At 68.5% G+C, this 25,247-nt stretch carries 24 protein-coding genes; 19 read left to right on the top strand and 5 right to left on the bottom strand.

The annotated features are described in order from the left end of the window. The first annotated feature begins 16 nt into the window (after nucleotides 1-16). Nucleotides 17-1,438 carry a wax ester/triacylglycerol synthase family O-acyltransferase gene (locus JI746_RS01955; protein ID WP_236599479.1) on the top strand — a complete coding sequence of 474 codons (1,422 nt, stop codon included), beginning with the start codon at nucleotides 17-19 and terminating at the stop codon, nucleotides 1,436-1,438. Between the two features lie 141 nt (nucleotides 1,439-1,579). On the opposite strand, the gene JI746_RS01950 is transcribed toward JI746_RS01955, so the two are convergent. The 5 genes from JI746_RS01950 to JI746_RS01930 are packed head-to-tail and all read right to left on the bottom strand — an operon-like array spanning nucleotide 1,580 to nucleotide 5,252. After that, entirely contained in the window at nucleotides 1,580-2,038 is a 459-nt protein-coding gene (locus tag JI746_RS01950; RefSeq protein WP_330892878.1) for a hemerythrin domain-containing protein, read from the bottom strand. Between the two features lie 41 nt (nucleotides 2,039-2,079). Then, a complete protein-coding gene (locus tag JI746_RS01945; protein ID WP_201687088.1) occupies nucleotides 2,080-2,853 on the bottom strand; it encodes a tetratricopeptide repeat protein in 774 nt (257 codons plus the stop codon). 22 nt (nucleotides 2,854-2,875) lie between these two features. Next, nucleotides 2,876-3,556 (bottom strand): TetR/AcrR family transcriptional regulator, encoded by a 681-nt coding sequence (locus JI746_RS01940; RefSeq protein WP_201687087.1) that lies wholly within the window; start codon nucleotides 3,554-3,556, stop codon nucleotides 2,876-2,878. After that, nucleotides 3,553-4,713, bottom strand: coding sequence for a patatin-like phospholipase family protein (locus tag JI746_RS01935; RefSeq protein WP_201687086.1), 1,161 nt, complete (start codon nucleotides 4,711-4,713; stop codon nucleotides 3,553-3,555). Before JI746_RS01935 ends, JI746_RS01940 begins: the two co-directional genes overlap by 4 nt. Further along, on the bottom strand, nucleotides 4,710-5,252 hold the full coding sequence (locus JI746_RS01930; protein WP_201687085.1) for a phasin family protein: 543 nt from the start codon (nucleotides 5,250-5,252) through the stop codon (nucleotides 4,710-4,712). The genes JI746_RS01935 and JI746_RS01930 overlap by 4 nt, the downstream gene beginning before the upstream one ends. 154 nt (nucleotides 5,253-5,406) lie before the next feature. On the opposite strand from JI746_RS01930, the gene JI746_RS01925 reads away from it, so the two are divergent. The 18 genes from JI746_RS01925 (at nucleotide 5,407) to JI746_RS01840 (ending at nucleotide 25,210) form a co-directional block, all read left to right on the top strand. Continuing rightward, a complete protein-coding gene (locus JI746_RS01925) occupies nucleotides 5,407-7,395 on the top strand; it encodes an SDR family oxidoreductase (RefSeq protein WP_201687084.1) in 1,989 nt (662 codons plus the stop codon). A gap of 109 nt (nucleotides 7,396-7,504) precedes the next feature. Continuing rightward, nucleotides 7,505-8,569, top strand: coding sequence for a dTDP-glucose 4,6-dehydratase (gene rfbB / locus JI746_RS01920; protein ID WP_201687083.1), 1,065 nt, complete (start codon nucleotides 7,505-7,507; stop codon nucleotides 8,567-8,569). A gap of 5 nt (nucleotides 8,570-8,574) precedes the next feature. Next, complete coding sequence (gene rfbD, locus JI746_RS01915) at nucleotides 8,575-9,477, top strand: dTDP-4-dehydrorhamnose reductase (protein ID WP_201687082.1); 903 nt, start codon at nucleotides 8,575-8,577, stop codon at nucleotides 9,475-9,477. Next, the gene (gene rfbA / locus JI746_RS01910; RefSeq protein WP_201687081.1) at nucleotides 9,474-10,364 is read left to right on the top strand and encodes a glucose-1-phosphate thymidylyltransferase RfbA; all 891 of its coding nucleotides are present in this window, start codon (nucleotides 9,474-9,476) and stop codon (nucleotides 10,362-10,364) included. The genes rfbD and rfbA overlap by 4 nt, the downstream gene beginning before the upstream one ends. Further along, the gene (gene rfbC / locus JI746_RS01905) at nucleotides 10,361-10,918 is read left to right on the top strand and encodes a dTDP-4-dehydrorhamnose 3,5-epimerase (protein WP_201687080.1); all 558 of its coding nucleotides are present in this window, start codon (nucleotides 10,361-10,363) and stop codon (nucleotides 10,916-10,918) included. The genes rfbA and rfbC overlap by 4 nt, the downstream gene beginning before the upstream one ends. A 165-nt stretch (nucleotides 10,919-11,083) precedes the next feature. Next, nucleotides 11,084-12,172: a GDP-mannose 4,6-dehydratase gene (gene gmd, locus JI746_RS01900; RefSeq protein WP_201687079.1), complete on the top strand. Its 1,089-nt coding sequence runs from the start codon at nucleotides 11,084-11,086 to the stop codon at nucleotides 12,170-12,172. A gap of 5 nt (nucleotides 12,173-12,177) precedes the next feature. Then, a complete protein-coding gene (locus tag JI746_RS01895; protein WP_201687078.1) occupies nucleotides 12,178-13,122 on the top strand; it encodes a GDP-L-fucose synthase family protein in 945 nt (314 codons plus the stop codon). Continuing rightward, nucleotides 13,119-14,300 carry a DegT/DnrJ/EryC1/StrS family aminotransferase gene (locus tag JI746_RS01890; protein ID WP_201687077.1) on the top strand — a complete coding sequence of 394 codons (1,182 nt, stop codon included), beginning with the start codon at nucleotides 13,119-13,121 and terminating at the stop codon, nucleotides 14,298-14,300. Before JI746_RS01895 ends, JI746_RS01890 begins: the two co-directional genes overlap by 4 nt. Further along, complete coding sequence (locus tag JI746_RS01885; RefSeq protein WP_201687076.1) at nucleotides 14,297-15,184, top strand: ABC transporter permease; 888 nt, start codon at nucleotides 14,297-14,299, stop codon at nucleotides 15,182-15,184. The genes JI746_RS01890 and JI746_RS01885 overlap by 4 nt, the downstream gene beginning before the upstream one ends. A 3-nt stretch (nucleotides 15,185-15,187) precedes the next feature. Continuing rightward, nucleotides 15,188-16,429 (top strand): ABC transporter ATP-binding protein, encoded by a 1,242-nt coding sequence (locus tag JI746_RS01880; protein ID WP_201687075.1) that lies wholly within the window; start codon nucleotides 15,188-15,190, stop codon nucleotides 16,427-16,429. Between the two features lie 10 nt (nucleotides 16,430-16,439). Beyond that, complete coding sequence (locus tag JI746_RS01875; RefSeq protein ID WP_201687074.1) at nucleotides 16,440-18,170, top strand: FkbM family methyltransferase; 1,731 nt, start codon at nucleotides 16,440-16,442, stop codon at nucleotides 18,168-18,170. Then, nucleotides 18,167-19,027, top strand: a complete 861-nt coding sequence (locus tag JI746_RS01870; RefSeq protein ID WP_201687073.1) for an alpha-1,2-fucosyltransferase — start codon at nucleotides 18,167-18,169, stop codon at nucleotides 19,025-19,027. The genes JI746_RS01875 and JI746_RS01870 overlap by 4 nt, the downstream gene beginning before the upstream one ends. Further along, a complete protein-coding gene (locus JI746_RS01865; RefSeq protein ID WP_201687072.1) occupies nucleotides 19,024-20,100 on the top strand; it encodes a glycosyltransferase family 2 protein in 1,077 nt (358 codons plus the stop codon). Before JI746_RS01870 ends, JI746_RS01865 begins: the two co-directional genes overlap by 4 nt. Continuing rightward, complete coding sequence (locus tag JI746_RS01860) at nucleotides 20,100-21,029, top strand: glycosyltransferase family 2 protein (RefSeq protein ID WP_236599477.1); 930 nt, start codon at nucleotides 20,100-20,102, stop codon at nucleotides 21,027-21,029. The genes JI746_RS01865 and JI746_RS01860 overlap by 1 nt, the downstream gene beginning before the upstream one ends. Further along, nucleotides 21,026-22,039 carry a glycosyltransferase family 2 protein gene (locus tag JI746_RS01855; RefSeq protein ID WP_201687070.1) on the top strand — a complete coding sequence of 338 codons (1,014 nt, stop codon included), beginning with the start codon at nucleotides 21,026-21,028 and terminating at the stop codon, nucleotides 22,037-22,039. The genes JI746_RS01860 and JI746_RS01855 overlap by 4 nt, the downstream gene beginning before the upstream one ends. Further along, the gene (locus JI746_RS01850; protein ID WP_269129380.1) at nucleotides 22,036-22,896 is read left to right on the top strand and encodes a glycosyltransferase family 2 protein; all 861 of its coding nucleotides are present in this window, start codon (nucleotides 22,036-22,038) and stop codon (nucleotides 22,894-22,896) included. Before JI746_RS01855 ends, JI746_RS01850 begins: the two co-directional genes overlap by 4 nt. Beyond that, a complete protein-coding gene (locus JI746_RS01845; protein ID WP_201687068.1) occupies nucleotides 22,893-24,086 on the top strand; it encodes a glycosyltransferase family 4 protein in 1,194 nt (397 codons plus the stop codon). The genes JI746_RS01850 and JI746_RS01845 overlap by 4 nt, the downstream gene beginning before the upstream one ends. After that, nucleotides 24,083-25,210: a glycosyltransferase family 4 protein gene (locus JI746_RS01840; RefSeq protein ID WP_201687067.1), complete on the top strand. Its 1,128-nt coding sequence runs from the start codon at nucleotides 24,083-24,085 to the stop codon at nucleotides 25,208-25,210. The genes JI746_RS01845 and JI746_RS01840 overlap by 4 nt, the downstream gene beginning before the upstream one ends. Nucleotides 25,211-25,247 lie beyond the last annotated feature (37 nt).

Below are 25,247 nucleotides of genomic sequence, written 5' to 3'. Positions count from 1 at the left end.
ACAACGAGGAGAGGCGATGGAGCTGGCCGGCGAGAGCATGTCCAAGGTCGATACCGCGTGGCTGCGCATGGATTCGGCCAGCAACCTGATGATGATCCTGGGCGTGTGGACGCTGCGCCCGGGGATCCGCTGGGGCGCGCTGTGCCGCCGCGTCGAGGAAAGGCTGCTGCCCTACGACCGCTTCCGCCAGCGCGTCGAGGAGCACGCGGGTGCCCCGCGCTGGGTGGACCACGACGTCGACATCGCGCAGCACGTGGTGCGCGAGAAGCTGGCCCGCACGAAGGGCGGCGCCCAGGTCGCCTTGCAGCAGCGCATCGGCGAACTCGCGATGCAGCCCCTGGACCCCGGCCGGCCCCTGTGGCAGATCCACCTGGTGGAGAACTACGAGGGCGGCAGCGCGCTGATCTTTCGCATCCACCACTGCATCGCCGACGGCATCGCCCTGATCCGCGTGACGCTCTCGCTCGTGGATGGCGGGGAGCCGCCGCCGGCGAACCGCGCGCACGGGGGCGGCAACGAGGCGCCGGAGTGGCTGAGCGAGACGCTGTTCAAGCCGTTCGCCGGCCTGGTGCTCCGGATGTTCGAAGCCGCGGGCGACGGCGCGGCGCGCTCGCTGGCGCTGCTGCAGCAGCCCACCCGCGGCGTGAAGGGTTCGCTCGATCTCGCGCACGACGCGTGGCAGCTCGTTGCCGACGCGGCGGCACTGCTGCTGATGCCGGACGATTCGCCCACGCGGCTCAAGGGCCGGCCCGCGGGCAGCAAGCGCGTGGCCTGGTGCCCGCCGCTGCCGCTGGCGGAGGTCAAGGCGATCGGCAAGGCGTTGAACTGCTCGATCAACGACGTGCTCCTGAGCTGCGTCGCGGGAGCGATCGCGCAGTACCTGAAATCGCAGGGCGACGACGTGGCCGGCGTGGAGATGCGGGCGATGGTGCCGGTCAACCTGCGCCCACCCGCGCAGTCGCAGGCGCTGGGCAACCACTTCGGCCTGGCGCCGCTGGTCCTGCCGGTGGGCGTGGAGAACCCGATCGAGCGCGTCTACGCGGTGCGCCAGCGCATGGATGCATTGAAGGGCAGCAGCCAGCCGCTGCTGGCCTTCGCGGTGCTGGCGCTGGCGGGCCTGTTGATCAAGCCGGCGCAGGACGCGATCATGGACCTGTTCCGCAGCAAGACGACGGCGGTGATGACCAATGTCCCGGGGCCGAACGGCCAGCTGGCCTTCCTGGGCTCCGCCATCGAGCAGATCATGTTCTGGGTGCCGCAGTCGGGCGACATCGGCCTGGGCGTGTCGATCCTGAGCTATGGCGGCAAGGTGCAGTTCGGCGTGATGGCCGACACGCAGCTGTGTCCCGACCCGCAAGCGATCATCGAGCACTTCGCGCCCGAATTCGCGAAGCTGTCGCTGGTGACGCTGATGCTGCCTTGGGGGGAGGAGGGGTAGGAATACCGAACGCGGACAGCCGAACGCAGAAGCCGCGAAAGTAACGCAAAGACCGCAAAAGAACATCCTTCAGCTTGATATTCCTTTCGCGGCTTTTGCGTAACCTTTGCGGCTTTTGCGTTCTGGAAGTCCTTGTCTTCCTTAGGCCTCCTGCTTGATCCGCAGCGTGGTGAATTCCGCCTCGTAGTCCTTCGCGAGCTGCAGCTTCTGGTCGTCGTTCAGCACCTCGCCGGCCTGGGGGAAGAACTTCTGTTCTTCCTCGTCCAGGTGGTGCTCGATCTTGTCGCACAGCTTCTGGCAGCACTCCTGCCATTCCGCCGCGTGCGGGTCCACCTGCTCCAGGTGTTCGATCATTTCGTCCATCACGTGGTGTTCGGCGATGGCGTGCCGCGACAGGTCGACGGATTCGTCGTGCTGCATCAGCGGGATGTAGAAGCAGCGTTCCTCGGCGGTCTCGTGCGCGGCCAGTTCCGATTTCAGTTCCTCGAACACGTGCTGCCGCTCCTCGGTGGCCGGCTTGCTCGCGAGCAGGCGGGCGTACAGCTCGCGCTGCGTGCGATGGCTCACCAGCAGGGCCTGGAAGATGTTCATGGGGTCCATGGCCGCGATTGTTGCGGCAGCCCATGGTCGAGCGTGTAGTCCTAGGTCGCCAGTTCGGCGCGCGCGAGTTCCACGTCCAGTCGCTCCATCGCGTCGCAGGGCTCCAGGGCCGCGGCCTGTTCGTAGAGCCGGGTCGCTTCCTTCAGCTTGCCCTCGCCCTCCAGCATGACGAGCCCGTTGGCGTATTCGATCAGTGCGATCGGCGAGCGCGGGTGCAGGTGCAGCGCCTGCTGGAACATCTTCAGGCCGGTGTCCTTCTTCGCGCCATAGGTCATGCCGCCGATCAGGCCGCCGACCTTGTCGATCACTTCGGCGTGGAAGGCGCCCAGGGCGATGTGCGCGTCGGCATGGCGCGGCTGCAGCGCGATCGTGCGCTCCAGGGCCTCCTTCACCCGGCTGCCCAGTCCCTGCGCCAGCGCCTTGGCCACGCTGATGCCCTGGCTGTAGCGACCGAGCGCGTACGCCTGCCAGTACCACGCGGCGGGATCGTCCGGGTGCTCCGCCGCGCGCAGGTGGGCGCGTTGCGCGGCTTCCTGGAAGATGGCCAGCCGCACCTTTTCCTTCTTCTCCAGGTAGTTCGCGTAGATGCAGGCCGCCTTGTTGGCGACGTTGATGCCGGTGTCCCCGGCGGCCAGCCCCGCCTCCACGGCGTGCTCGAATTCACCGTTGTGGAACAGCACCCATGCCTGCAGCACGCGTGCATCGGACGGCAGGGGCTCCGCGTCCCCTGCATGGAGGCGATGCCACTCCCGCGCGACGCTGGCCGCGTCGAACTGGTATTCGCCCAGTCGCGGGAAGGCCGTCCACTTGGCCATCTTTTGTCTCCCGTGCCCGCGCTCAGCTCCCGGGTGCGGTGCCGGCCTGGTAGGCCCCGGCCAGGTGCAGCAGGTGCTCCCGCTGCGCAGGTTCCAGATAGGGTACCAGCAGATGCAGCACGTGGTGCGCTCCGCGCAGCAAGGCTTGCTGCGCGCCCTCGGGTTCGAGCGCGCGGCGCGGATCGCGGACGTACTCGAAGCTCAGCCAGTAGGCCAGCAACACCACCATGCTGGTGGCGGTGGCCTCGACCTGGCGCGAATCGATCTCGATCGCGCCGGAGCGGCTCATGCCAGCTAGCATCGCGCGGATCGCTCGCGTCTTGTTCTTCAGGACCGTCTGGAATTCGGTCTCGAGGCGACGATTGCGCGAGAGCAGGTCGTTGAGATCGCGGTACAGGAAACGGTACTGCCAGATCAGCTCGAACAGCGTGTGCAGGAAGAACCAGGCGTCCTCCACGTCGCGCACGCCGCCGGCGGCGCCCAGCAACTCGGCGAGCGATTTCTCGTAGCGATCGAACAAGGCGTTGATCAGCTCGTCTTTCGCCGGGTAGTGGTAGTACAGGTTGCCCGGGCTGATGTTCAGCTCGGAAGAAATCAGCGTGGTGGAGACGTTGGGTTCGCCGAAACGGTTGAACAGCTCGAGCGTCACTTCGAGGATGCGTTCGGCCGTCCGGCGCGGGGCCTTCTTCCTGGCTGCGGTCATGCGCGCTGCAGCGTGGAGTCGAGCATGTCGAGCACGCCGCGCAGCCGGGCGAGGGCGGGCGACAGTCGCCGCGGCGGCGTCAGGGCGACCAGCTGGCGGTCGGCATCGTGCAGGACGTCCAGTCGCAAACCCAGGCCGTGCCTGGCCAGCGCGGCGGCGAGCTGCGGCGCCTGCGCACGCAGCCAGCTGCGCGTGCGCTGGTAAGCGTGCTCGGCGAGCATGCGGCGCTGCGCGTAGCCGAAAGGGTGCGCCTGCTGCAGCACGGTGTCGTGCGGCTCGGGCTCGAGCAGCACGATGTCGGTGTGCGGATAGGCCTGTGCGTAGTGGCGCATGCCGAGCGCCAGGCGCGAATGGATCATCGTGCGGATCGCCTGCCCGAGCAGCGCCGGCAGGCCGGCCGCGACGGTGCCGGGCAGCTCGAAGGGGACCAGCGGATGGAGGCACAGCATCAGGTCCACGCCCTCGTCCAGCGCCACCGAGGCATGCAGGGTCTTGGTCAGCGCGCCGTCGACGAACAGGCGGCCTTCGATCTCCACCGGCGGGAACAGGCCGGGCAGGGCGCAGGTGGCCTGCACCCCACGCGAGATCGGGACGTGGTCCCAGCCGGGGCCGCCGAAGGCCACGGCGCGCCCCCGTTCGACCTCGGTGGCGACCAGGGTGAGCCGGGTCCCCAGGCTGCGGAAATGGTTGCTGCGGCCCGGGCGCGAGAACACCTGCGACAGCCGACGATGGATTTCCTCGGAGGAGAACAGGCCCGCGGGCAGCGCGCCCGCCAGCGGCTCCAGGGCGTGCAGCAGCGGCTCGCGTCGCACGGCTGCACGCCAGGCGCTGGTTGCCGCCAGCCAGGGCAGGCGCGCCGCGCGGCGCAGGTATTCGCCCCAGGCGGGCACCGTGAGCCAGGCCGGATCGAACACGTCACCGGGATCGCCGCGGTTCTCGATGAAGGCGGCACACAGAGCGCGGGGCGCGATGCCGTTGGCCAGGCCCGCCGCGATGAAGCCGCCGGCGGAGACCCCCACGTAGTGATCCAGCCGCGTGAGCTCGATGCCCTCGAGGGCCTCCTCCAGTGCGCAGAGGGCGCCGATCTCCCAGATCGCGCCCAGCGGGCCGCCCCCGGCGAGCGCGAGCGCGATGCGCGGCGCGCGGGCGGGAGTCACTGGCTGCCGGTCTTGCGCCCCGGCGCGCGCTTGCGCACCGCCTTCGCGACCGGCCGCTTCACGGCTTCGGTGCGCGCCGCCGACTTGCGCGCTGCCTTGCGCGCGGCCACCTGGCCGCCGCCCAGGGCCGCGACGGTGCGATTCAGTTCCTCGATGCGCGACACCAGCTCCTCGATCTCGCGCGAGGTGGGCACGCCCAGCTTCTTCAGTGCGCGCGCCACGCGTTCCTCGAAGATCGTTTCCAGCTTGTCCCACTGGCCCGAGGCCTTGTTCGACAGGTCGCTGGCCATCGAGGCCATGCGGCTGGTCGCGTCCGTGAGTTTCTCGCCGGCCGCGACCTGGGTGCGCTTCTGGATGGTGAGGCCTTCCTTGACCAGGGTCTGGAACACCTTGCCGCCTTCGGCCTGCGCCTTGGAGAAGGCGCCGAGGCCGGCCAGCCAGATCTGCTGCGCCGATTCCTTCACCGTGCCAGCCAGGTCGGACGCTTCGCCCGGCGCCGTGGCCTGCTCTTCGCCGGTCTTCCGCAGTTTCGTGACCATTGCATCTCCTTTGCGTGCCTTCGAAGCTACTTTAGCTCCGCCGCAGCGTTTTTGTAGACGAACTGCACTAAACGGAGGAGCCGGTTCGCAGGTGCGTCCATGCAGGTCGCTGATGCAGAATCGCCTGCAGACACGAACCGGAAGGAGGACAGGCATGCACTACTTCGTCACGGGCGCGACCGGGTTCATCGGCCGCCGGCTGGTGAAGAAGCTGCTGGAACGCGAAGGCGCGGTGGTCCACTTCCTCGTTCGCCCCGACAGCGCAGCCAAGGTGGAAGCGCTGCGCGAAGGCTGGGGCGCCGGCGCCGCGCGCGCCGTCCCGGTGTTCGGCGACCTCACGCAGGAGAACCTGGGCGTGGCGGCCGAAGACCTCGCACAGCTGCGCGGCGTGGTGCGGCACTTCTACCACCTGGCCGCCGTGTACGACCTCGGCGCCGATGCGCAAACGCAGCTGCAGGTCAACGTCGACGGCACCCGCAACGCGGTGGAATTCGCGCAGGCGATTGCCGCCGGCCACTTCCACCACGTGTCCTCGATCGCTGCGGCGGGCCTGTACGAAGGCGTGTTCCGCGAGGACATGTTCGAGGAAGCCGAGAACTTCGACCATCCCTACTTCCTGACCAAGCACGAAAGCGAGAAGGTCGTGCGCGGCGCCTGGGGGCTGCCGTGGACGGTGTACCGGCCCGCCATGGTGGTGGGCGACAGCCGCACCGGCGAGATGGACAAGATCGACGGACCCTACTACTTCTTCAAGTTGATCCAGCGCATGCGGCAGGTGCTGCCGCCGTGGATGCCTTCGATCGGCATCGAGGGCGGGCGCATCAACATCGTGCCGGTGGACTATGTCGTCGACGCGCTGGACCACATCAGTCACCAGGACGCGATCGGCGGCCGCTGCTTCCACCTGGTGGACCCGCACGGCTTGCGCGTCGGCGACGTGCTGGACATCTTCAGCCGCGCGGCCCACGCGCCCCGCATCGGCCTGTTCGTGAATGCGGCCTTGCTCGGTTTCATTCCGCGCGGGATCCGCAAGAGCCTGCTCGCGCTGGCGCCCCTGCGGCGCATCCGCGCTGCGGTGATGAAGGACCTGGGGCTGCCGGACGACATCCTGGAGTTCGTCAACTACCCCACGCGCTTCGACGATCGCGAGGCCCGTGCCTTGCTGAAAGGCAGCGGCATCGCCTGCCCGGACCTGAAGGACTATGCGTGGCGCCTGTGGGATTACTGGGAACGCCACCTCGACCCGGAACTGCACACGGACCGCACGCTGCGCGGCACCGTCGCCGGCAAGGTGGTGCTGGTCACCGGTGGCTCCTCGGGCATCGGCCTGGCCGCGGCCCACAGGTTTGCCGAAGCGGGCGCCACCACCATCATCTGCGGGCGCGACCCGGGCAAGCTGGACGAAGCCTGCGCGCAGGCGCAGGCGCGCGGCCACGCCTTCATTGCGTATCCGGCGGACCTGGCCGACATGGCGGACTGCGAGCGCCTCGTGCAACTCCTGCTCGAAAAGCATGGCGGCGTGGATTTCCTGATCAACAACGCGGGCCGCTCGATCCGCCGCGCGATCGAGGCGAGCTACGACCGCTTCCACGACTTCGAGCGCACGATGCAGCTCAATTACTTCGGCGCGCTGCGCATCACGATGGGGCTGCTGCCCTCGATGGCGGCGCGGCGCGGCGGCCATGTGGTGAACATCAGCTCGATCGGCGTGCTGACCAACGCGCCGCGCTTTTCCGCCTACGTCGCGTCGAAGGCGGCGCTCGACGCCTGGACGCGCTGCGCCGCCAGCGAGTTCCAGGACCAGGGCATCACCTTCACCACCATCCACATGCCGCTGGTGCGCACGCCCATGATCGCCCCCACCAGCCTCTACAACAACGTGCCGACGCTCTCGCCCGAGGAGGCTGCCGAGCTCGTGGCGCGGGCCTGCGTGGAAAAGCCGGTGCGCATCGCGACCCGGCTGGGGACCTTCGGCGAGGTGCTGCACGCGCTGCTGCCGCGCGTGGCGCAGATCGGGATGAACACCACGTTCCGGATGTTCCCGGATTCGGCGGCGGCGGCAGGGGCACGCGAGGCGGGCAAGCCGCAGTTGTCGGCCGAGGCGGTTGCCGTGCAGCAGATGCTGCGGGGGCTGCACTTCTAGCCGGGGCGGCGCGGAGCTTGTCCCTGTCGTCGGCGGCTCAGGTCGCGATGCGATAATCGCCGGCTTGCCGCAGGCTGCTGGTGCGGCCGCGGGCACTGGAGCTTGCTGCATGATTCTCGTGACGGGAGGGGCCGGTTTCATCGGCTCGAATTTCGTGTTGGACTGGATCGCCGCGACCGGCGAGCCGGTGATCAACCTGGACAAGCTCACCTACGCGGGCAACCTGGAGAACCTGCGCTCGCTGCAGGGCGACGAGCGCCACCAGTTCGTGCACGGCGACATCGGCGACGGTGCGCTGGTCGAATCGCTGCTGGCGCGCCACCGCCCGCGCGCGGTGCTGAACTTCGCCGCCGAATCGCACGTGGACCGCTCCATCCACGCGCCCGGCACCTTCATCGAGACCAACGTGGTCGGCACCTTCCGCCTGCTGGAGGCGGTGCGCGCGTACTGGGGCGGCCTGCAGGGCGCCGAGCGCGAAGGCTTCCGCTTCCTGCACGTCTCCACCGACGAGGTCTACGGCTCGCTCGCGCCCGCCGAAGCGGCGTTCACCGAGGAGCATCGCTACGAGCCCAACAGCCCTTACTCGGCCAGCAAGGCGGCCAGCGACCACCTGGTGCGGGCCTACCACCACACCTACGGGCTGCCGGTGCTGACCACCAACTGCTCCAACAACTACGGGCCCTACCACTTCCCCGAGAAGCTGATCCCGCTGATCATCGTGAATGCGCTGGCGGGCAAGCCGCTGCCCGTGTACGGCGACGGCCAGCAGGTCCGCGACTGGCTCTACGTGGGCGACCACTGCAGCGCCATCCGGCGCGTACTGGAGGCCGGGCGCCTGGGCGAGACCTACAACGTGGGCGGCTGGAACGAGAAGGCCAACCTGGACGTGGTGCACACCGTGTGTGCGCTGCTCGACGAACTCGCGCCGCGTGCCGCGGGCGGCAGCTACAGCGGGCAGATCACTTTCGTGAAGGACCGCCCGGGGCACGACCGCCGCTACGCCATCGATGCGCGCAAGCTCGAACGCGAACTGGGCTGGAAGCCGGCCGAAACCTTCGAGACCGGCTTGCGCAAGACGGTGCAGTGGTACCTGGCCAACGGCGAGTGGGTGCAGCACGTGCAAAGCGGCGCCTACCGCGAGTGGATCGCCACGCAGTACGCGCCGGCGGCCTGAATACCGTGAAGATCCTGCTGTTCGGCGCCAACGGGCAAGTCGGCTGGGAACTGCGCCGCAGCCTGGCTCCGCTGGGAGAAGTCGTGGCGCTTGGCTCTGCGGGCGAGGGCGCGCTGGCCGGCGATTTCCGCGATCCGCAGGCCGTCGCCGCGTCGGTGCTGCAGGTACGGCCCGACCTGGTGGTCAATGCTGCCGCCTACACGGCCGTCGACAAGGCGGAAAGCGATTCCGAGTCAGCGCGTACCGTCAACGCACTCGCGCCGGAGGCGATCGCCCGTGCGGCCCGCGCAGTCGACGCGCCGGTGATCCATTACTCCACCGACTACGTCTTCGACGGCAGCGGCAGCCGGCCCTGGCGCGAGGACGACGCCACCGGCCCCTTGAGCGTCTATGGCCGCACCAAGCTGGAAGGCGAACAACGCCTGGCCGCCGCGCAGCCGCAGCACCTGATCCTGCGCACCAGCTGGGTCTATGCCGCACGGGGCGGCAATTTCGCCAGGACCATGCTGCGGCTGGCGGGCGAACGCGAGCGCCTCACCGTGATCGACGACCAGTTCGGCGCGCCAACGGGGGCAGACCTGCTGGCCGACGTGACCGCGCACGCTGCGCGCGCGCTGCTGCGCGATCCCGCACTGGCGGGCACCTACCACGTGGCCGCGAGCGGCGAGACTTCTTGGCACGGCTACGCCCGCTTCGTCGTGGGCAAAGCGCAGCAACTCGGGGAAGAATTCAAGGCTGGGCCATCGGCAATCGCTCCGGTGCCCACCTCCGCCTTTCCGACCCCGGCGCGCCGTCCCCATAATTCCCGGCTGGACACCGAGCGCTTCCGCACCGCCTTCGGCCTGGCGCTGCCCCCATGGGAATGGGGCGTGGCCCGCATGCTTCAAGAAATCCTGGAACGTTCATGACCCGACGCAAAGGCATCATCCTCGCCGGCGGCGCCGGCACGCGCCTGCATCCCGCGACCATCGCGGTGAGCAAGCAGCTGCTGCCCGTCTACGACAAGCCGATGATCTATTACCCGCTGGGCACGCTGATGCTGGCGGGCATCCGCGACATCCTGGTGATCAGCACGCCGCAGGACACGCCGCGCTTCCAGCAACTGCTGGCCGACGGCCGCCAGTGGGGCCTGAACATCCAGTACGCCGTGCAGCCCAGCCCCGACGGTCTGGCGCAGGCCTTCATCATCGGCGACAGGTTCGTGGGCAACGATCCCAGTGCGCTGGTGCTGGGCGACAACATCTTCTACGGCCACGACCTCGGTCCGCTGATGCAGTCGGCCGATGCGCAGCCCTCGGGCGCCACCGTGTTCGCCTACCACGTGCAGGATCCGCAGCGCTATGGCGTGGTGGCCTTCGACGCCCAGGGGCGCGCCACCAGCATCGAGGAAAAGCCCGCGCAGCCCAAGAGCCACTACGCGGTGACCGGCCTGTACTTCTACGACAACCAGGTGGTGGACATCGCCAAGGCCGTCAAGCCCAGCGCACGCGGCGAGCTGGAGATCACCGCCGTGAACCAGGCCTACCTGGAGCGCGGCCAGCTGGAGGTGCGCATCATGCAGCGCGGCTACGCCTGGCTGGACACCGGCACCCACGACAGCCTGCTGGAAGCCGGCCAGTTCATCGCCACGCTGGAACACCGCCAGGGCCTGAAGATCGCCTGCCCGGAGGAGATCGCCTGGCGCGCCGGCTTCATCGACGACGGCCAACTGGAACGGCTGGCACAGCCGCTGCAGAAGAACGGCTACGGCCAGTACCTGCTGCACGTGCTGCGCGAGGGAAGGAAGGCAGCATGAAGGTCACGCCCACGGCGATCCCCGACGTGCTGGTGCTGGAGCCGAAGGTCTTCGGCGATGCGCGCGGCTTCTTCCTGGAAAGCTTCAACGCCAAGGTCTTCCGCGAGGCGACGGGCATAACCACCGAGTTCGTGCAGGACAACCATTCACGATCGGCCAAGGGCGTGCTGCGCGGGCTGCACTACCAGATCAGGCAGCCGCAGGGCAAGCTCGTGCGGGTGGTGCGCGGCGCCGTATTCGACGTGGCCGTGGACGTGCGACGTTCCTCGCCGACCTTCGGCAAGTGGGTCGGCGAGGTCCTGAGCGAGGAGAACCAGCGCCAGTTGTGGATTCCGCCGGGGTTCGCGCACGGGTTCGTCGTGCTCACCGAACTGGCCGATTTTCTTTACAAGGCGACGGATTACTACGCGCCGGAGCATGAGCGGTGCATCGTGTGGAACGACGCGGAGATCGGCGTCGACTGGGGCTTGGCGGCAGCGGGGATCCAGGAGCTCAGGCTTTCCGGCAAGGACTTGCAAGGAAGTCCCCTGGCCGGCGCGGAATTGTTTCCGTAAGCAAAGCAGGTCGAGCGCAGGCCGGGGACGCTAAAATGCAGGGTTTTCCCGGCTACCTCTTCTGACGCTCCGGGATCGCGCGCCCGCTTCCTCTGGCGGGCCTCCTGCGCGTCGCTATCCATTGATTCCAGACGGCAGGCTCGTGAGGGCCGGCGCGTTTCCAGCATGACCAGAAAAGTTGCTTTGATCACCGGTGTGACCGGCCAGGACGGTGCCTATCTTGCCGAGCTCCTGCTTGACAAGGGCTACGAGGTGCACGGAATCAAGCGCCGCACGTCGCTGTTCAACACCGACCGCATCGACCACCTGTTCCAGGATCCGCACGTCTCCGATGGCCGTTTCGTGCTGCACCACGGCGACATGACGGATTCGTCCAGCCTCATCCACATCATCGCCAAGGTGCGCCCCGACGAGATCTACAACCTCGCGGCCCAGAGCCATGTGGCCGTGTCGTTCGAGGAGCCGGAATACACGGCCAATTCGGATGCCCTGGGGCCCCTGCGGATGCTGGAGGCGATCCGCATCCTCGGGCTGGAGAAGAAGACGCGCTTCTACCAGGCCTCCACCTCCGAGCTGTATGGCCTGGTGCAGGAAGTGCCGCAGAAGGAAACCACGCCCTTCTACCCGCGCAGCCCCTATGCGGTGGCCAAGCTGTACGCGTACTGGATCACGGTGAACTACCGTGAGGCCTACGGCCTCTACGCCTGCAACGGCATCCTGTTCAACCACGAGTCGCCGGTGCGGGGGGAGACCTTCGTCACCCGCAAGATCACGCAAGCGCTGGCGCGCATCAAGCTGGGGCTGCAGGAGCGGCTGTACCTGGGCAACCTGGGCGCACTGCGCGACTGGGGGCATGCGCGCGACTATGTGGAGATGCAATGGCTGATGCTGCAGCAGGACCGGCCGGAGGATTTCGTCATCGCCACCGGGGTGCAGTACAGCGTGCGCGAATTCGTCGACGCGACGGCCGCCGTGCTGGGCATGAAGCTGGAGTGGAAGGGCGAAGGCGTGGATGAAAAGGCGTTCGATCCTGCCGGCCGCTGCGTGGTGGAGGTCGATCCCCGCTACTTCCGTCCGACGGAAGTCCAGACCCTGCTGGGCGATGCGAGCAAGGCGCGGCAGAAGCTCGGATGGACTCCGCGTACCCCCTTCAAGGAACTCGTGCGCGAGATGGCGGAGGCCGACCTGAAGGCTGCCCAGTTCGACCTCGAGGTCCAGGCCCGCGGCCACAAGGCGCTGCGCAACCAGGGTTGAACGCGATGAACAGGCAGAGAGGGACCGTCCTGCTGACGGGCGGCAGTGGCATGGTGGGTCGCAACGTCCTGGAATTCCCGGCCGCCAGCCACTGGAACGTCGTCGCGCCGAGCAGCCGGGAACTCGACTTGCGCGATGCGCGGGCGACAGCGGATTTCATTCGCAAGCTGCAACCGGAGATCGTGATCCACGCGGCCGGCCGGGTCGGCGGCATCCAGGCCAACATTGCAGCGCCGGTGGATTTCCTCGTCACGAACCTCGACCTGGGCCGCAACATCGTGATGGCCGCCCGCGAGGCCGGCGTGCCGCGGCTGCTGAACCTCGGCAGTTCCTGCATGTACCCGCGCGAAGCGCACAACCCGCTGACGGAAAGCGCGGTCCTGCAGGGGGAACTGGAGCCCACCAACGAGGGCTACGCGCTGGCCAAGATCGCTGTGGCGCGGCTGTGCCAGTACGTCGGCCGCGAACGCCCCGAGCTCTCGTACAAGACCCTGATCCCCTGCAACCTGTACGGTCCGCACGACAAGTTCGATCCGAAGCACTCGCACCTCGTGCCCGCCATCATCCACAAGGTCCACACCGCCAAGGTACAGGGCCGGGCGGAAGTGGAGATCTGGGGCGATGGCAGCGCGCGCCGCGAGTTCATGTTTGCGCCCGACCTCGCGGACGCGATCTGGCGCGCGGTAGGCGCCTTCGACCCGCTGCCGCAGATGATGAACGTGGGCGTCGGCCGTGACCACTCGGTAAACGACTACTACCGGATCGCGGCTGAGGTGATCGGCTGGGACGGCCGCTTCGTGCACGACACGAGCAAGCCGGCCGGCATGAAGCAGAAGCTGGTCTCCACCGAGCTTCAAGCGGCCTGGGGATGGGCTCCGGCCACGAGCCTGGAAGACGGCATCCGGGCCACCTACAACCACTACCTGAGCCTTGACGGGGTCGCACGATGAACAAACCGTATCCGCTGGCAACGACCACCTGGGACCAGCAGGAGATCGATGCGATCCAGTCGGTGATCGCCTCGGGCATGTATTCCATGGGGCCGCGCGTCGCCGACTTCGAGCGCCAGTTCGCCGAGTACGTGGGCAGCCGCTACTGCGTGATGGCGAACTCCGGCTCCTCGGCCAACCTGCTGATGGTCGCGGCGCTGCGCTTTCGCAAGGACAGACCGCTGCTGCCGGGTGACGAAATCATCGTGCCGGCCGTCTCCTGGAGCACCACCTACCACCCGCTGCAGCAGTACGGGCTGAAGCTGAAGTTCGTCGACGTCGACCGCGAGACGCTGAACTACGACCTCGAGGCGCTGCAGGGCGCCGTGGGCGCGGCGACCCGCGCCATCATGGCGGTGAACCTGCTGGGGAACCCGAACGACTTCGAACGCATCGAGCGCATCGTCGCCGGGCGGGACATCGTCGTGATCGAGGACAACTGCGAGTCGCTCGGCGCGCGCCTGGGGGGCAGGCAAGCCGGTACCTTCGGCGCGATGGGCAGCTACAGCGCCTTCTTCAGCCACCACATCTCCACGATGGAAGGCGGCATGGTCGTCACCGACGACGAGGAGCTGTACCACCTGATGCTGTCCTTGCGCGCCCACGGCTGGACGCGCAACCTGCCGAAACACAACAAGGTCACCGGAACCAAGAGCGACGACGCCTTCGTCGAGTCGTTCAAGTTCGTTCTGCCCGGCTACAACCTGCGGCCGCTGGAGATGAGCGGCGCGATCGGCACGCAGCAGCTGCGCAAGCTGCCCGCGATGGTGGAGGCGCGCCGGCGCAATGCTGCCCGCTTCCTGGACCTGTTGGCCCGCTACCCGCAGTTGCGCACGCAGCGCGAGATCGGGGAGAGCAGCTGGTTCGGCTTCAGCATGATCGTGCAGCCGGACGCGCCTTTCACGCGGGCCGACGTGGTGCGTGTCTTTACCGCACACGGCATCGACTGCCGGCCCATCGTCGCCGGCAACTTCGCCAAGAACGAGGTGCTGCGCTGGTTCGACTACAGCATCCACGGCACGCTGGCGAACGCGGACGACCTGGACGCCAGCGGCCTGTTCATCGGCAACCATCATTACCCCCTTGACGACGAGTTCCGGACCTTGCGTGCGGCGCTGGACGAGCTGACCGGGCGATGAACGATCACGTGATCCCGAGCACGGAGGCGACCCCGGTGCCGGCGGCGGGCGCCGCGCCGGACCAGCGCCCGGTCGTCACCATCACGTCCGAACCGGACGGCACCCAGTACTGGCGCGAACTCTGGGCCAGCCGGGAACTGCTCGGGATGATCGTCTGGCGCGATGTCGTGGTCCGCTACCGGCAGACGGTCATGGGCCTGAGCTGGGCGCTGCTGCGTCCGCTGGCGACCATGCTGGTGTTCACGTTCATCTTCGGCCGGCTCGCCAACATGCCGTCCAACGGCGCGCCTTACGCGCTGCTGGTGTTCGCCGGCCTGCTGCCCTGGTTGTTCTTCTCCGCCAGCTTCTCGGATGCCAGCAACAGCGTCATCGGCAACGCGAACATCGTCTCCAAGGTGTACTTCCCGCGGCTGATCATCCCGGTCAGTTCGGTGCTGGTGGGACTGGTGGACTTCCTGATCGCCATGGTGGTGTACGTGGTGATGTCGCTGGTGTTCCGCCACTCACCGGGGCCGCAGGTCCTGTTGCTGCCGCTGTTCCTGGCGCAACTGTGCCTGCTGATCCTCGCCTGCGGCCTGTGGGTCTCCGCTCTGGGGGTTTGGTACCGCGACTTCCGCCACCTGCTGCCGGTGGTGCTGCAGCTGGGCGCCTACCTGTCGCCGGTCGGATTCGCGAGCACCGTCGTGACGGGCAAGTGGGCCCTGGTCTACGCGCTCAATCCCATGGTGGGCATCATCGACGGATTCCGCTGGTGCCTGCTCGGCGACTCCCAGCCGCTGCGCTGGCCCGCAGTGGCCCTGTCGGTGTGCATCACCTTCCTGCTTCTGCTGCCCGGCCTGCGCTTCTTCCGCCGCAGCGAGCACCATTTCGCCGATGCCCTGTAAATCGTGAGCAAATCCGTCGTCGTCGAAGGCATTTCCAAGAAGTTCACCCTCCACCACGAGAAGGAGCGGGCGAACGGCGGACGCGGGCCGCTCGGTCGTCTCACGGGCCTGCTGCGCAAGCAGACCACCGAGGCGCCCGACGAGGTGTTCTGGGCGCTGCGCGACGTCAACTTCGAAGTGGAAGAGGGCGAGCGCCTGGCCATCGTCGGCCGCAACGGTGCCGGCAAGTCCACGCTGCTGAAGATCCTGTCGCGGGTGATGAGCCCCAGCGAAGGCCGCATCCAGATCCGCGGCCGCATGAGCAGCCTGCTGGAGGTCGGCACCGGCTTCCATCCGGAGCTCACCGGGCGCGAGAACATCTACCTGAACGGCGCCGTGATGGGCATGTCGCGCTCCGAAGTCCGCCGGAAATTCGACGCCATCGTCGATTTCGCGGAGGTGGAACGCTTCCTCGATACGCCCGTGAAGCATTACTCCAGCGGGATGTACGTGCGCCTTGCGTTCGCGGTGTCCGCCTTCCTGGAGCCCGACATCGTTGTCCTCGACGAGGTGCTCTCGGTTGGCGACGCGGGGTTCCAGCAGAAGTCGTACGCGAAGATGCGCGAGCTGGCGGCGCAGGGCCGCACGGTGCTGTTCGTCAGCCACAGCATGGGCGCGGTGAAGGAACTGTGCGAAACCGCGATCCTGATGGAAAAAGGGCGCATCCAGGAAAAGACCAGGGTGGAGCAGGTGGTCGGCGACTACATGCGCCACGTCGTGCGGTCCCAGGGCGCGAACTTCCCGATCCACACGGACGAAGTCGACCTGCTGGGGATCACGATCAGCCAGGGTGGCGAGCCCACGCGCACGTTCACCGTCGACGGGGGCGCGGCGGTCGACCTCGATCTGGTGTACCACGTGCACGAGCCACTCTCCAATTTCCGCTTCGGCTTCTATGTCAAGACGATCACCGGCGAGATCGTCACCCGCGCACTGCTCGCCGATCGTGCGCCGCAGCGCGAGCACGTCGAGCGCGGCACGTACCGTGCGGCGGCTTCCTTGCCGGCCGAGTTCCTGGTCGCCGGCGACTATGTGCTGGAGGTCCACTGCAGCGAATTCGGGGTGCGCGATTTCTTCGGCAGCCGTGCAGTGCAGCCGTTCCGTGTCAGCCGGCCCGCTCTGTACAACGTGCAGCACGCGCGCGAGCAGTCCTTCGGCTACGTGTACCTCGATCCCGCCTGGCGGGTGGAGCGGCTGGCGAACTGAGATGCTGAACGTGAGGATCACCACCTGCGCGCCCCACTGGCCGTGGGCGCGCCAGACCCCCGGCGGCACGCTGGTGTGGGGCGACCTGCGCTTCCATGTGGACACCGAGGTGGAGCGCTGCGACGCCTGGATCGTCTTCGAATCGATGGCGGCACCGCAGCAGTCGGTCTGTTCGCCGGAGCGCACGGTCTTCATCAGCGGCGAGCCGGATGGCATCGGTCGCTACGAAGAACGTTTCCTGGCGCAGTTCGCCCGCGTGGTGAGCGCCCGCCAGGACATCACCCATCCCGGGCTGGTGCGGCGGCAGCAGGGCCATCCCTGGTTCGTCGAGAAGAGCTACGACGAACTGCTGTCGCTTGCGCCACCGGCCAAGCGCGCCGACGTCTGCCTGATCACGTCCGACAAGGTCTTCACGCCGGGCCATCGCGAGCGCCTGCAGTTCGCGCTGGGCCTGAAGGCGCGACTCGGCTCGCGCGTGGACGTCTGGGGCCGGGGGCTGCGCGATTTTTCCTCCAGCTGGGACCTGTTGTCCCGCTACCGCTATGCGGTGGTGCTGGAGAACCATCGCTCGGCCGACTGGCTGACGGAGAAGCTGCCCGACGCACTGCTCGCGTGGTGCGTTCCGCTGTACCACGGCTGCACGAATGTCGCCGAGTACCTCCCGGAGGGGGGCTGGATCGACCTCCCGGGGCTGGATGCGGGTGCCGCCGCCGAACGCATCGAGGCGCTGCTCGCGGATCCCGGCGACTACGAGGCACGCCTGCCGGCGATCGGACGGGCCCGGCGCCACTATCTCGATCATCTCCAGTTCTTCGCCAACGCGGAGCAGATCGTGCGCGAACTCGTCACGCAACCCGCTTCGGCCGCCCGGATGCTGCGTCTCTATCCTGACGGCGCCGTGCCCGAACCGGCGCCGGCAGTGGAAGCTTCGCCGCCGGTTCCGGTTGCGACGGCGCCGCTTTCGGAAGAGCGCCCGAAAGGGGTGGGACGGCTCGTCGCGGGCGCGCTGCGCGTTTCCGGCTGGGGCCTGCTGGAGTTCGCGGACGGTTTGAGCCCCCTCCCACCGCCACCGCCGCCGCGTCCTCCGCCACCGCCCCCACCACCCCCGCCGCCCCCCCCGTTGCCGACGCTCAAGCAGGTCGCGCATGGCAGCTGGGTACGCGCCAACGGCGACCACACGCTGCGCCTGGACTACGCCATTGCTCCCGGCGAGGTCGTGCTGGACGTCGGCGGCTTCGAAGGGCAGTGGGCCAGCGACATCTTCGGCCGCTACCTGTGCAAGGTCCATGTGTTCGAGCCGGTGCCGCACTTCGCCGAGGCGATCCGCCGGCGCTTCGCGGGCAATCCGAACGTCCAGGTGCACGAGGCTGCGCTCGGCGCCGCCGACGGCACGATCACCATCTCGGTCGACGGCGACGCCTCCTCCACGCTCGTTTCAGCGGCGCAGAGCGTGCCGGCGCGCGTCCAGGGCTTGCGGCACGTGATCGAGGAGAACGGCTGGAACGAAATCGCCCTGATGAAGGTGAACATCGAGGGGGGCGAATATGAATTGCTCGACCACCTGCTCGATTGCGGCCTGGCCGGGCGCGTGCGCAACCTGCAGGTCCAGTTCCATGACTTCGTTCCGGACGCGCGCGAGCGGATGCTGAAGATCCAGGAGCGGCTGCGCGCCACCCACGACCAGACCTACTACTTCCCCTTCATCTGGGAAAACTGGCAACGCAAGGACCCCGCGTCATGATCGTCTCCCGTCTCATCGGCGGTCTCGGCAACCAGATGTTCCAGTACGCCGCCGGCCGGGCCCTGGCCCTGCGCCGCGGGGCGCCGTTGCGCATCGACCGGCGGGCCTTCGCCGAGTACAAGACGCACGCCTTCGGCCTGGACAGCTTCCGCGCTGAACTGGTCGATGCACCGGCCGACCAACTGCCCGGCGCGGTCAACGAAAGCCGGCTGAACCGCCTCCTCAGGCCCTTCATGCGCACGCCGCTGCGCCTGGTGACCGAGCGCGCGTTCACCTTCGACCCCGAGATCGCCTCCCTGCCGGACGGCGTGTACCTCGATGGGTATTGGCAGAGCGAGAAGTACTTCGCGCATTGCGCGGAGGCCATCCGCCAGGACTTCACCGTGCGCCACGCGCCGAGCGCGGAGAACGCGCGCTGGCTGGAGCGCATCGCCGCCACTCCCTCGGTCTCGCTGCACGTGCGCCGCGGCGACTACGTGACCAATCCTTCCGCCAACGCGGTGCACGGCACCTGCGACCTGGGCTACTACCGGCGCGCCGTGGAGCACGTTCGGCAAGCGCTCGGCACTGAGCCGGTATTGTTCGTGTTCTCCGACGATCCCGATTGGGTGGCGGCCAACCTGCGCCTCGGCTGCGAGATGCACCTGGTGCGCAACAACGACGCGGCCACCAACTACGAAGACCTGCGCCTCATGAGCGCATGCCGCCACCACGTGATCGCCAACAGCTCCTTCAGCTGGTGGGGTGCGTGGCTCGATGCCAGGCCGGGCGCGATCACGGTCGCGCCGCAGCGCTGGTTCGCTGCCGGCACGCCCGACGCGCGCGACCTGGTCCCCGAACGATGGGTGCGACTGTGACGCAGCAAACATCGACCCCGGCGCTCAGCGTCGTGGTGCCCACCTACAACGCTGCCCGCTACGTGCAGGAGGCGCTGGCGAGCGTGCTCGCCCAGGACTTCGACGACTTCGAGCTGCTGGTGGTCGACGATGGGTCGACCGACGAGACCGCGCGCCTGCTCGAACCTCTGGCGCAGGACCCGCGCGTGCGGCTGCTGCGCAACGAGCGCAACATGGGCCTGATCGCGACGCTGCACCGCGCGTACGCCCAGTGCCGCGCGCCGCTGATCGCGCGGATGGACGCCGACGACGTCTGCGAACCGACGCGCTTTCGCCGCCAGGTGGAATTCCTGCGCGCCCATCCGCTCGTCGGCATCGTCGGCGGCGCGATCCGCTTCTTCGGCAACATTCCGCAGCCGAACGTTTTCCGTTTCCCGCAGGCGCACGAGGGCATCCGCCCCGCGATGCTGTTCTATTGCCCGCTGGCGCATCCCGCACTGATGTTCCGCCGCGAACTGGTGGACCAGGGGCTGTTCCGTTACGACGATGCGTTCAAGCATGCCGAGGACTACCACCTGTGGAGCCGGCTGCTGCTGCAGGTCCGGGCGGCCAACCTGCCGGACGTGGTCCTCGACTACCGGCTTCATCCGCAGCAGGTCAGCTCCGATTCTTCGGCGAGGCAGTACGAGGCCTCGCTGCGCGTGCGGCGCCAGATGCTGCAGGAGGCCGGCATCGACCCGACGCCGGAGGACGTCGCCCTGCACGAAAGCGTCATCCTGGAGCGACCGCTGCCGCGCGCGGACTACCTCGCAGCCCTGGCTGACTGGCTGGGGCGGCTCGAGGACGCCAACGCGGGCACCGCCTACTGGGATGCCGGCGAGCTGCACCAACTCCTGCGCGGCAAGTTCCGCGAAGCGGCGCAGCGGGTCGGTGCCGACCTGGGCGCACTGGCCGCCGCACAAGCCAGCGCGCGCTACGTTGCGCCCGGCGAGGCGGCAGCGGCCGCCGCGCCGGGCGCGACCGGCTTGCGGGCGCGGCTGAAGCGCCGGCTCAAGCCCTTGCTGTGGCGGCTGTCGATGATGAGGGGGCGTTGATGGATACGGGTGTGCCCGTCACCCTGGTGATGCGGACGGTCGGGGGGCGGCCGCGCGAGATCCGGCGTGCTCTCGGCAGCGCGGCCGCGAACACCTGGCGACCACTGGAAGTCGTCGTGGTGTACCAGGGCCCCGAAGGCGCCGACTGGGACGACATGCAGCGGCTGCCCGGCGAATTCGCGCGGCTGCCGGTGCGCGTGCTGCGCAATCCCGGCTGCGGCGACCGCCGTGCCGAAAACCTGAACATCGGCTGGGCGGCGGGGCGGGGGCGCTATCTCGGTTTCCTCGACGACGACGACTCGCTGGAACCGGAGCACCTGCGCCTGCTGGTCCAGGCGATGCAGTCCACGGGGTCGGCCTGGGCGTATGGCCAGGCGGTGCTGCGCAAGGAGGACGATGCGCTGGCAACGGTCAGCGAGAGCCGTCCCTTCCGGCGCCATCGCTTCTCGCTGCAGTCCTTGTGGAACGAGAATTTCCTGCCGATCCACAGCGTGCTGATCGACCGGGAGCGCCTCGTGCCCGCCTTGCGCGAGCGGCCCTTCTGCGAAGACCTGGACCGGTCGGAAGACTGGGACTTCCTGCTGCGCCTGGCGTTCCATCATGAGCCGGCCGTGGTCGAGGAGTTCACCTGCACGTACCACGTGAGCACCGGCGCGCGCAACACGAACCTCTCGCTCATGGGCGGCGAGGGAGAAGGGGAGCGCCAGCGCCGCAACCGCGAGGCGTGGGCCCGCTGCAAGTCGCTGGTCGAACAGCGCAAGGCCGAACTGCTGGCGTCGCTGTGGTGGGCGCGTGAGCACTTCGGCGTGGTTCCGGCGCAGGCCGGCGAGACGCCGGCCGCGCCCGCGCCCGCCCTGGTCACGCCCCCTGCGGGATTGCGGCAGCGCGCAGTGCGCAAGGTCATCCGGGTGTTGGAGCGCATGCTGTGAAGGTCTCGATCTGCATTCCTGCGTACCGCCAGGTGGAGTACCTGCGCGAGACGCTGCGCAGCGTCGCCGAACAGGAATTCCAGGACTATGAGCTGATCGTCAGCGACGATTCGCCCGACGACAGCGTGCGTGCGCTGCTGTCGGAGTTCGATTTCGGAGATCGGCTGACCTATGTGCGCAACGAGCCGGCGCTCGGTTCGCCGGAGAACTGGAACGCCTCGATCCGGCTTGCGCGGGGCGAGTACGTGAAGATCCTGCACCACGACGACCACTTCACGCGGCCGGATGCGCTGCGGCGCTTCGTCGAACTGCTCGACGCCGATCCTGAGGCGGATTTCGCTTTTGCCGGCAGTCGCGTCGTGCACGTGGACTCGGGCGTGCAACGCGTTCACGCCGCCAGCGCGCAACAACTGGCGGACCTGCGTGCGGACCCCGCTACGCTGTTCCTGGGCAACTGCATCGGTGCGCCGAGCGCGACGATCTGCCGGCGGCGGGTCGGCATCGACTATGACCGCCGCATGAAGTGGCTGGTGGATGTCGACTACTACTACCGCCTGCTGATGCGCAATGGCCGCTTCGCCTGCACGGGCGATGCCCTGATCAGCACGCCGACCAATGCGTCGCACCAGGTCACGCAGGTGTGCCGTGACGACGCGCGGGTGGAGCTTGGCGAAGCCCTCATGATGTTCGCCAAGTTCACTCCGGCGCAACGCGAGCTGCCGCAGGTGCGACGCGGCTGGCACCACCTGTTCCGGCGGTTCCGGATTCGCCAGGTGGGGGACTTCGTGCGCTACGGGGTCGCGCTGCCGGCCGATCCTACCTGCCTGGAGGAGATGCTTCGGCGTGCCCCTCACGGCTGGCGCCTGCTGCTTGCGCGCGTGCGCGCCCATCCGCCCAAGCAGCTGGCCCTGAAGGCGTTCTACCGCCTCTACCCGCATGTGCCCGCGGCCATCCGGCAACCACTCAAGCGCATCGCGAGGTCCCTCGGCTACCTCGGGGGGCAGCGATGAACCGGCCGACCATCTCCGTGTTGCTGCCGGTGCGCAACGGCATGCCTTACCTCCGCGATGCACTTCTCTCGCTCCTGGGGCAGACCTTCGGTGACTTCGAGGTCCTGGTGCTCGACGACGGCTCCGATGATGGCGGCCCCGCAATGGCGCGCACTCTCGGAGACGGGCGCATCCAGGTGCACGAGGATGCCCGGCGGATCGGGCTTGCCGCGCGGCTGAACCAGGGCGTGCGGCTCGCGCGTGGCGAGCTCATCGCGCGGATGGATGCCGACGACATCTGCCTGCCGCGGCGCTTCGAAGTGCAGAGCACGTACCTCTCGGCGCACCCGGAGGTGGACCTCGTGGGCTGCCGCGCCGCGGTCTTCCGGCAAGCTGGCGAGGTCCTCGGCTTGCTTCCCTTTGCCGCCTCGCACGAGGCGCTGTGCGCCCGCCCCTGGCACACCATTCCGCTGCCGCATCCGACGTGGCTCGGCAGGCGCGAGTGGTTCATGCGGAATCCGTACCGCATCCCGGAGGTGGTCCGGGCCGAAGACCAGGAACTGCTGGTGCGGGCGAGCGTCACGAGCCGCTATGCCTGCGTGCCCGAAGTCCTGTTGGCGTATCGGTTGGCCGCGCCGGACCTGCGCAAGCTGCTGGTGGCGCGGCGTTCGCAGTTGCTGGCGCAGGTGCGGCTGCTCGCGCTGCGGCGGGAGTGGAGCGGGGTCATGCTGGCGCTGGCCTGCGGCGCCCTGAAGTCCGGTCGCGACGTCGCCGCCGCGGCGGGGCGGCGCTCCGGCTACCGTGTGCATCCCCACCACGCGCAGCTCGATCCGGCGACGCTGCGGGAACTCGCCCTGGCCCTGGAGGGACGCGCATGAACCGGCCCCCTCGCAAGCTGCTGTTCCTCGTCGTCGAGGACGCCTTCTTCTATTCGCATTTCCTGCCGCGGGCCCGCGCTGCGCGCGACGCCGGGCTGGAGGTGGTGGTCGTGACCAACATCCGCCAGCACGGCGCGCGCATCCGTGCCGAAGGTTTCCGCGTGCTGCCCCTCAACATGGCGCGCGGCAGCCTTCACTGGCTCGAGGAGCTCGCCTCGCTGGCCCGCATCCGCGCCATCTACAAGCGCGAGAAGCCGGACATCGTGCACCAGATCGCGATGAAGCCGGTGCTGTACGGCGGGTTCCTGGCGCACACGCTGCCGCCCATGCACGTCGTCAACGCGCTGGTGGGCATGGGCTGGGTGTTCACGTCGAACCAGCTCAAGGCACGCCTGCTGCGTCCGCTGGTGAAGGCGGTGCTGCGTTTCACACTCCAGGTCGGAGACGGCATGGCGGTGTTCGAAAACCCCGACGACCTGCGCCATTTCGTGGCCACCGGCGCGGTGGACCCCGAGCGGGCGGTGCTGATCCGCGGCGCAGGCGTCGATGTGCGCCACTTCCGGCCGGTGCCGCCGAAGCCACGCACGCCCGTGGTGTCCCTGGTGGCGCGCATGCTGTACGACAAGGGCGTGGCCGAATTCGTCGAGGCTGCGCGCCTGCTGCGCGCGCGCGGCGTGCCGGCGCACTTCCGGCTGGTGGGCGGGCTCGATGCGGTGAATCCTTCGTGCGTGCCGGAGGCCGTGCTGCGGGAATGGATGCGCGAAGGCCTCATCGAGTGGCTCGGCCACCAGCAGGACATCCTGCGCGTCTGGCAGGACACCGACATCGCGTGCCTGCCGTCCTACCGCGAAGGACTGCCGAAGTCCTCGCTGGAGGCGCTGGCCTGCGGGCTGCCACTGGTCACCACCGATGTCCCCGGCTGCCGTGAAACGGTCACGCACGAGGAGAACGGCTTGCTGGTGCCACCCAAGGACGCCGTAGCCCTCGCGAACGCGCTGGAACGCCTGGTGCGGGACGCTGCGCTGCGTCGTCGCTTCGGGCAGCGGGGGCGCGAACGCGCCGTTCGGGAGTTCTCCGACGACGTCGTGATTGCCGCGACGCTCAAGGTCTACCACGTGCCTGCGCCCAGCGCATCTCCTGCCCCGCCGCCGTCGCAGAAACGGCGCGAACTGGCGCCGCCCACCCCATGACCCTCGTCCTCATCCTCTGCGCCGCCGCGGCAGCGCTCTGCTGCGGCCTGGTGATCCGACTCGGCGAGGAGAACGGCCGACGCTACAGCGAGTGGATGCCGCAGCGCTTCCACAGCGGCCACGTGCCGCGCCTGGGCGGTGCGGCCATGTTCCTCGCCTGCAGCATGGGCTGGGCCTGGCTGGCGCTGGCGCAGCCGCTGTTCGGCGTCGACCACGGCATTCCGTTCGACGGCGGGCTCGCGGGCTCCTGGTGGATCGTGGCGCTCGCGGGCTGCGCCTCCGGCGTGGTGGAAGACCTCACGCACCGCCTGCCGGCGCGCCTGCGCTTCGTCAGCACCGGGCTGGCCGCCTTGCTCGCGGTGCTGCTGTTCGGACTGCTGGTGCCGCGCACCGGGCTGCCGGTGCTCGATGGCCTCTGGGCGCAGGCGCACTGGCTGCAGGTGGCCGTCGCCGTGCTGGCGCTCGCGGGACTGCCGCACGCCTTCAACCTGATCGACGGCTACAACGGGCTGGCCGGCACGGTGGCCCTGATCTGCTGCGCCGCGCTGGTGCACATCGCGATGCAGCTCGGGGACCGGCAGCTGGCCGCCAGCGTGACGGTGCTGGCCGGCGTCACCCTGGGCTTCCTGGTGTGGAACTACCCGCACGGGATGATCTTCGCCGGCGACGGCGGCGCCTACCTGTGGGGGCTGGTGCTGGGCATCTCGGGCGTGCAGCTGGTGCAGCGTCATCCGGAGGTCTCGCCCTGGTTCCCGATCCTGCTTCTGATCTACCCGATCTGGGAAGCGATCTTCTCGATCTACCGCAAGGTGGTGCGCGGGCAGTCGCCCAGCCTGGCGGACGCATTGCATTTCCACCAGCTGATCTACCGCCGCCTGGTGCGCCAGGTGTTCCACGACGACGCGTCGCGCCGCATGCTGATGCGCAACAACCGCACCTCGCCCTACCTGTGGGGCTTCACCCTGCTGACGGTGCTGCCGGCGATCCTGTTCTGGCGCCACACCGCCGTCCTCGCGGGCTTCACGCTGCTTTTCATCGTGAGCTATCTCTGGGCGTACCACAGCATCGTGCGTTTTCGCATGCAGCGCTGGCTGCGCCGCATCCGCATGCTGTACCCGCGCTGACAGGCTGCCGCGCCGCATCGGGCAAAATCGGGGATTC

It is taken from the genome of Ramlibacter alkalitolerans, assembly GCF_016722765.1.
In the GTDB taxonomy this organism is placed as follows: domain Bacteria; phylum Pseudomonadota; class Gammaproteobacteria; order Burkholderiales; family Burkholderiaceae_C; genus Ramlibacter; species Ramlibacter alkalitolerans.
The sequence above is the reverse complement of the archived record's forward strand: the minus strand, read 5'-3'. Positions and strand labels throughout refer to the sequence as shown.

Coding starts and splice junctions, on each gene's coding strand:
- JI746_RS01945 (WP_201687088.1), bottom strand. CDS start 2,853: ATGGCCAAGTGGACGGCCTTCCCGCGACTGGGCGAATACCAGTTCGAC.
- JI746_RS01955 (WP_236599479.1), top strand. CDS start 17: ATGGAGCTGGCCGGCGAGAGCATGTCCAAGGTCGATACCGCGTGGCTG.
- JI746_RS01895 (WP_201687078.1), top strand. CDS start 12,178: ATGAACAGGCAGAGAGGGACCGTCCTGCTGACGGGCGGCAGTGGCATG.
- JI746_RS01890 (WP_201687077.1), top strand. CDS start 13,119: ATGAACAAACCGTATCCGCTGGCAACGACCACCTGGGACCAGCAGGAG.
- JI746_RS01940 (WP_201687087.1), bottom strand. CDS start 3,556: ATGACCGCAGCCAGGAAGAAGGCCCCGCGCCGGACGGCCGAACGCATC.
- rfbC (WP_201687080.1), top strand. CDS start 10,361: ATGAAGGTCACGCCCACGGCGATCCCCGACGTGCTGGTGCTGGAGCCG.
- rfbB (WP_201687083.1), top strand. CDS start 7,505: ATGATTCTCGTGACGGGAGGGGCCGGTTTCATCGGCTCGAATTTCGTG.
- JI746_RS01925 (WP_201687084.1), top strand. CDS start 5,407: ATGCACTACTTCGTCACGGGCGCGACCGGGTTCATCGGCCGCCGGCTG.
- JI746_RS01850 (WP_269129380.1), top strand. CDS start 22,036: ATGAACCGGCCGACCATCTCCGTGTTGCTGCCGGTGCGCAACGGCATG.
- JI746_RS01870 (WP_201687073.1), top strand. CDS start 18,167: ATGATCGTCTCCCGTCTCATCGGCGGTCTCGGCAACCAGATGTTCCAG.
- rfbA (WP_201687081.1), top strand. CDS start 9,474: ATGACCCGACGCAAAGGCATCATCCTCGCCGGCGGCGCCGGCACGCGC.
- JI746_RS01930 (WP_201687085.1), bottom strand. CDS start 5,252: ATGGTCACGAAACTGCGGAAGACCGGCGAAGAGCAGGCCACGGCGCCG.
- JI746_RS01860 (WP_236599477.1), top strand. CDS start 20,100: ATGGATACGGGTGTGCCCGTCACCCTGGTGATGCGGACGGTCGGGGGG.
- JI746_RS01950 (WP_330892878.1), bottom strand. CDS start 2,038: ATGGACCCCATGAACATCTTCCAGGCCCTGCTGGTGAGCCATCGCACG.
- JI746_RS01840 (WP_201687067.1), top strand. CDS start 24,083: ATGACCCTCGTCCTCATCCTCTGCGCCGCCGCGGCAGCGCTCTGCTGC.
- JI746_RS01845 (WP_201687068.1), top strand. CDS start 22,893: ATGAACCGGCCCCCTCGCAAGCTGCTGTTCCTCGTCGTCGAGGACGCC.
- gmd (WP_201687079.1), top strand. CDS start 11,084: ATGACCAGAAAAGTTGCTTTGATCACCGGTGTGACCGGCCAGGACGGT.
- JI746_RS01885 (WP_201687076.1), top strand. CDS start 14,297: ATGAACGATCACGTGATCCCGAGCACGGAGGCGACCCCGGTGCCGGCG.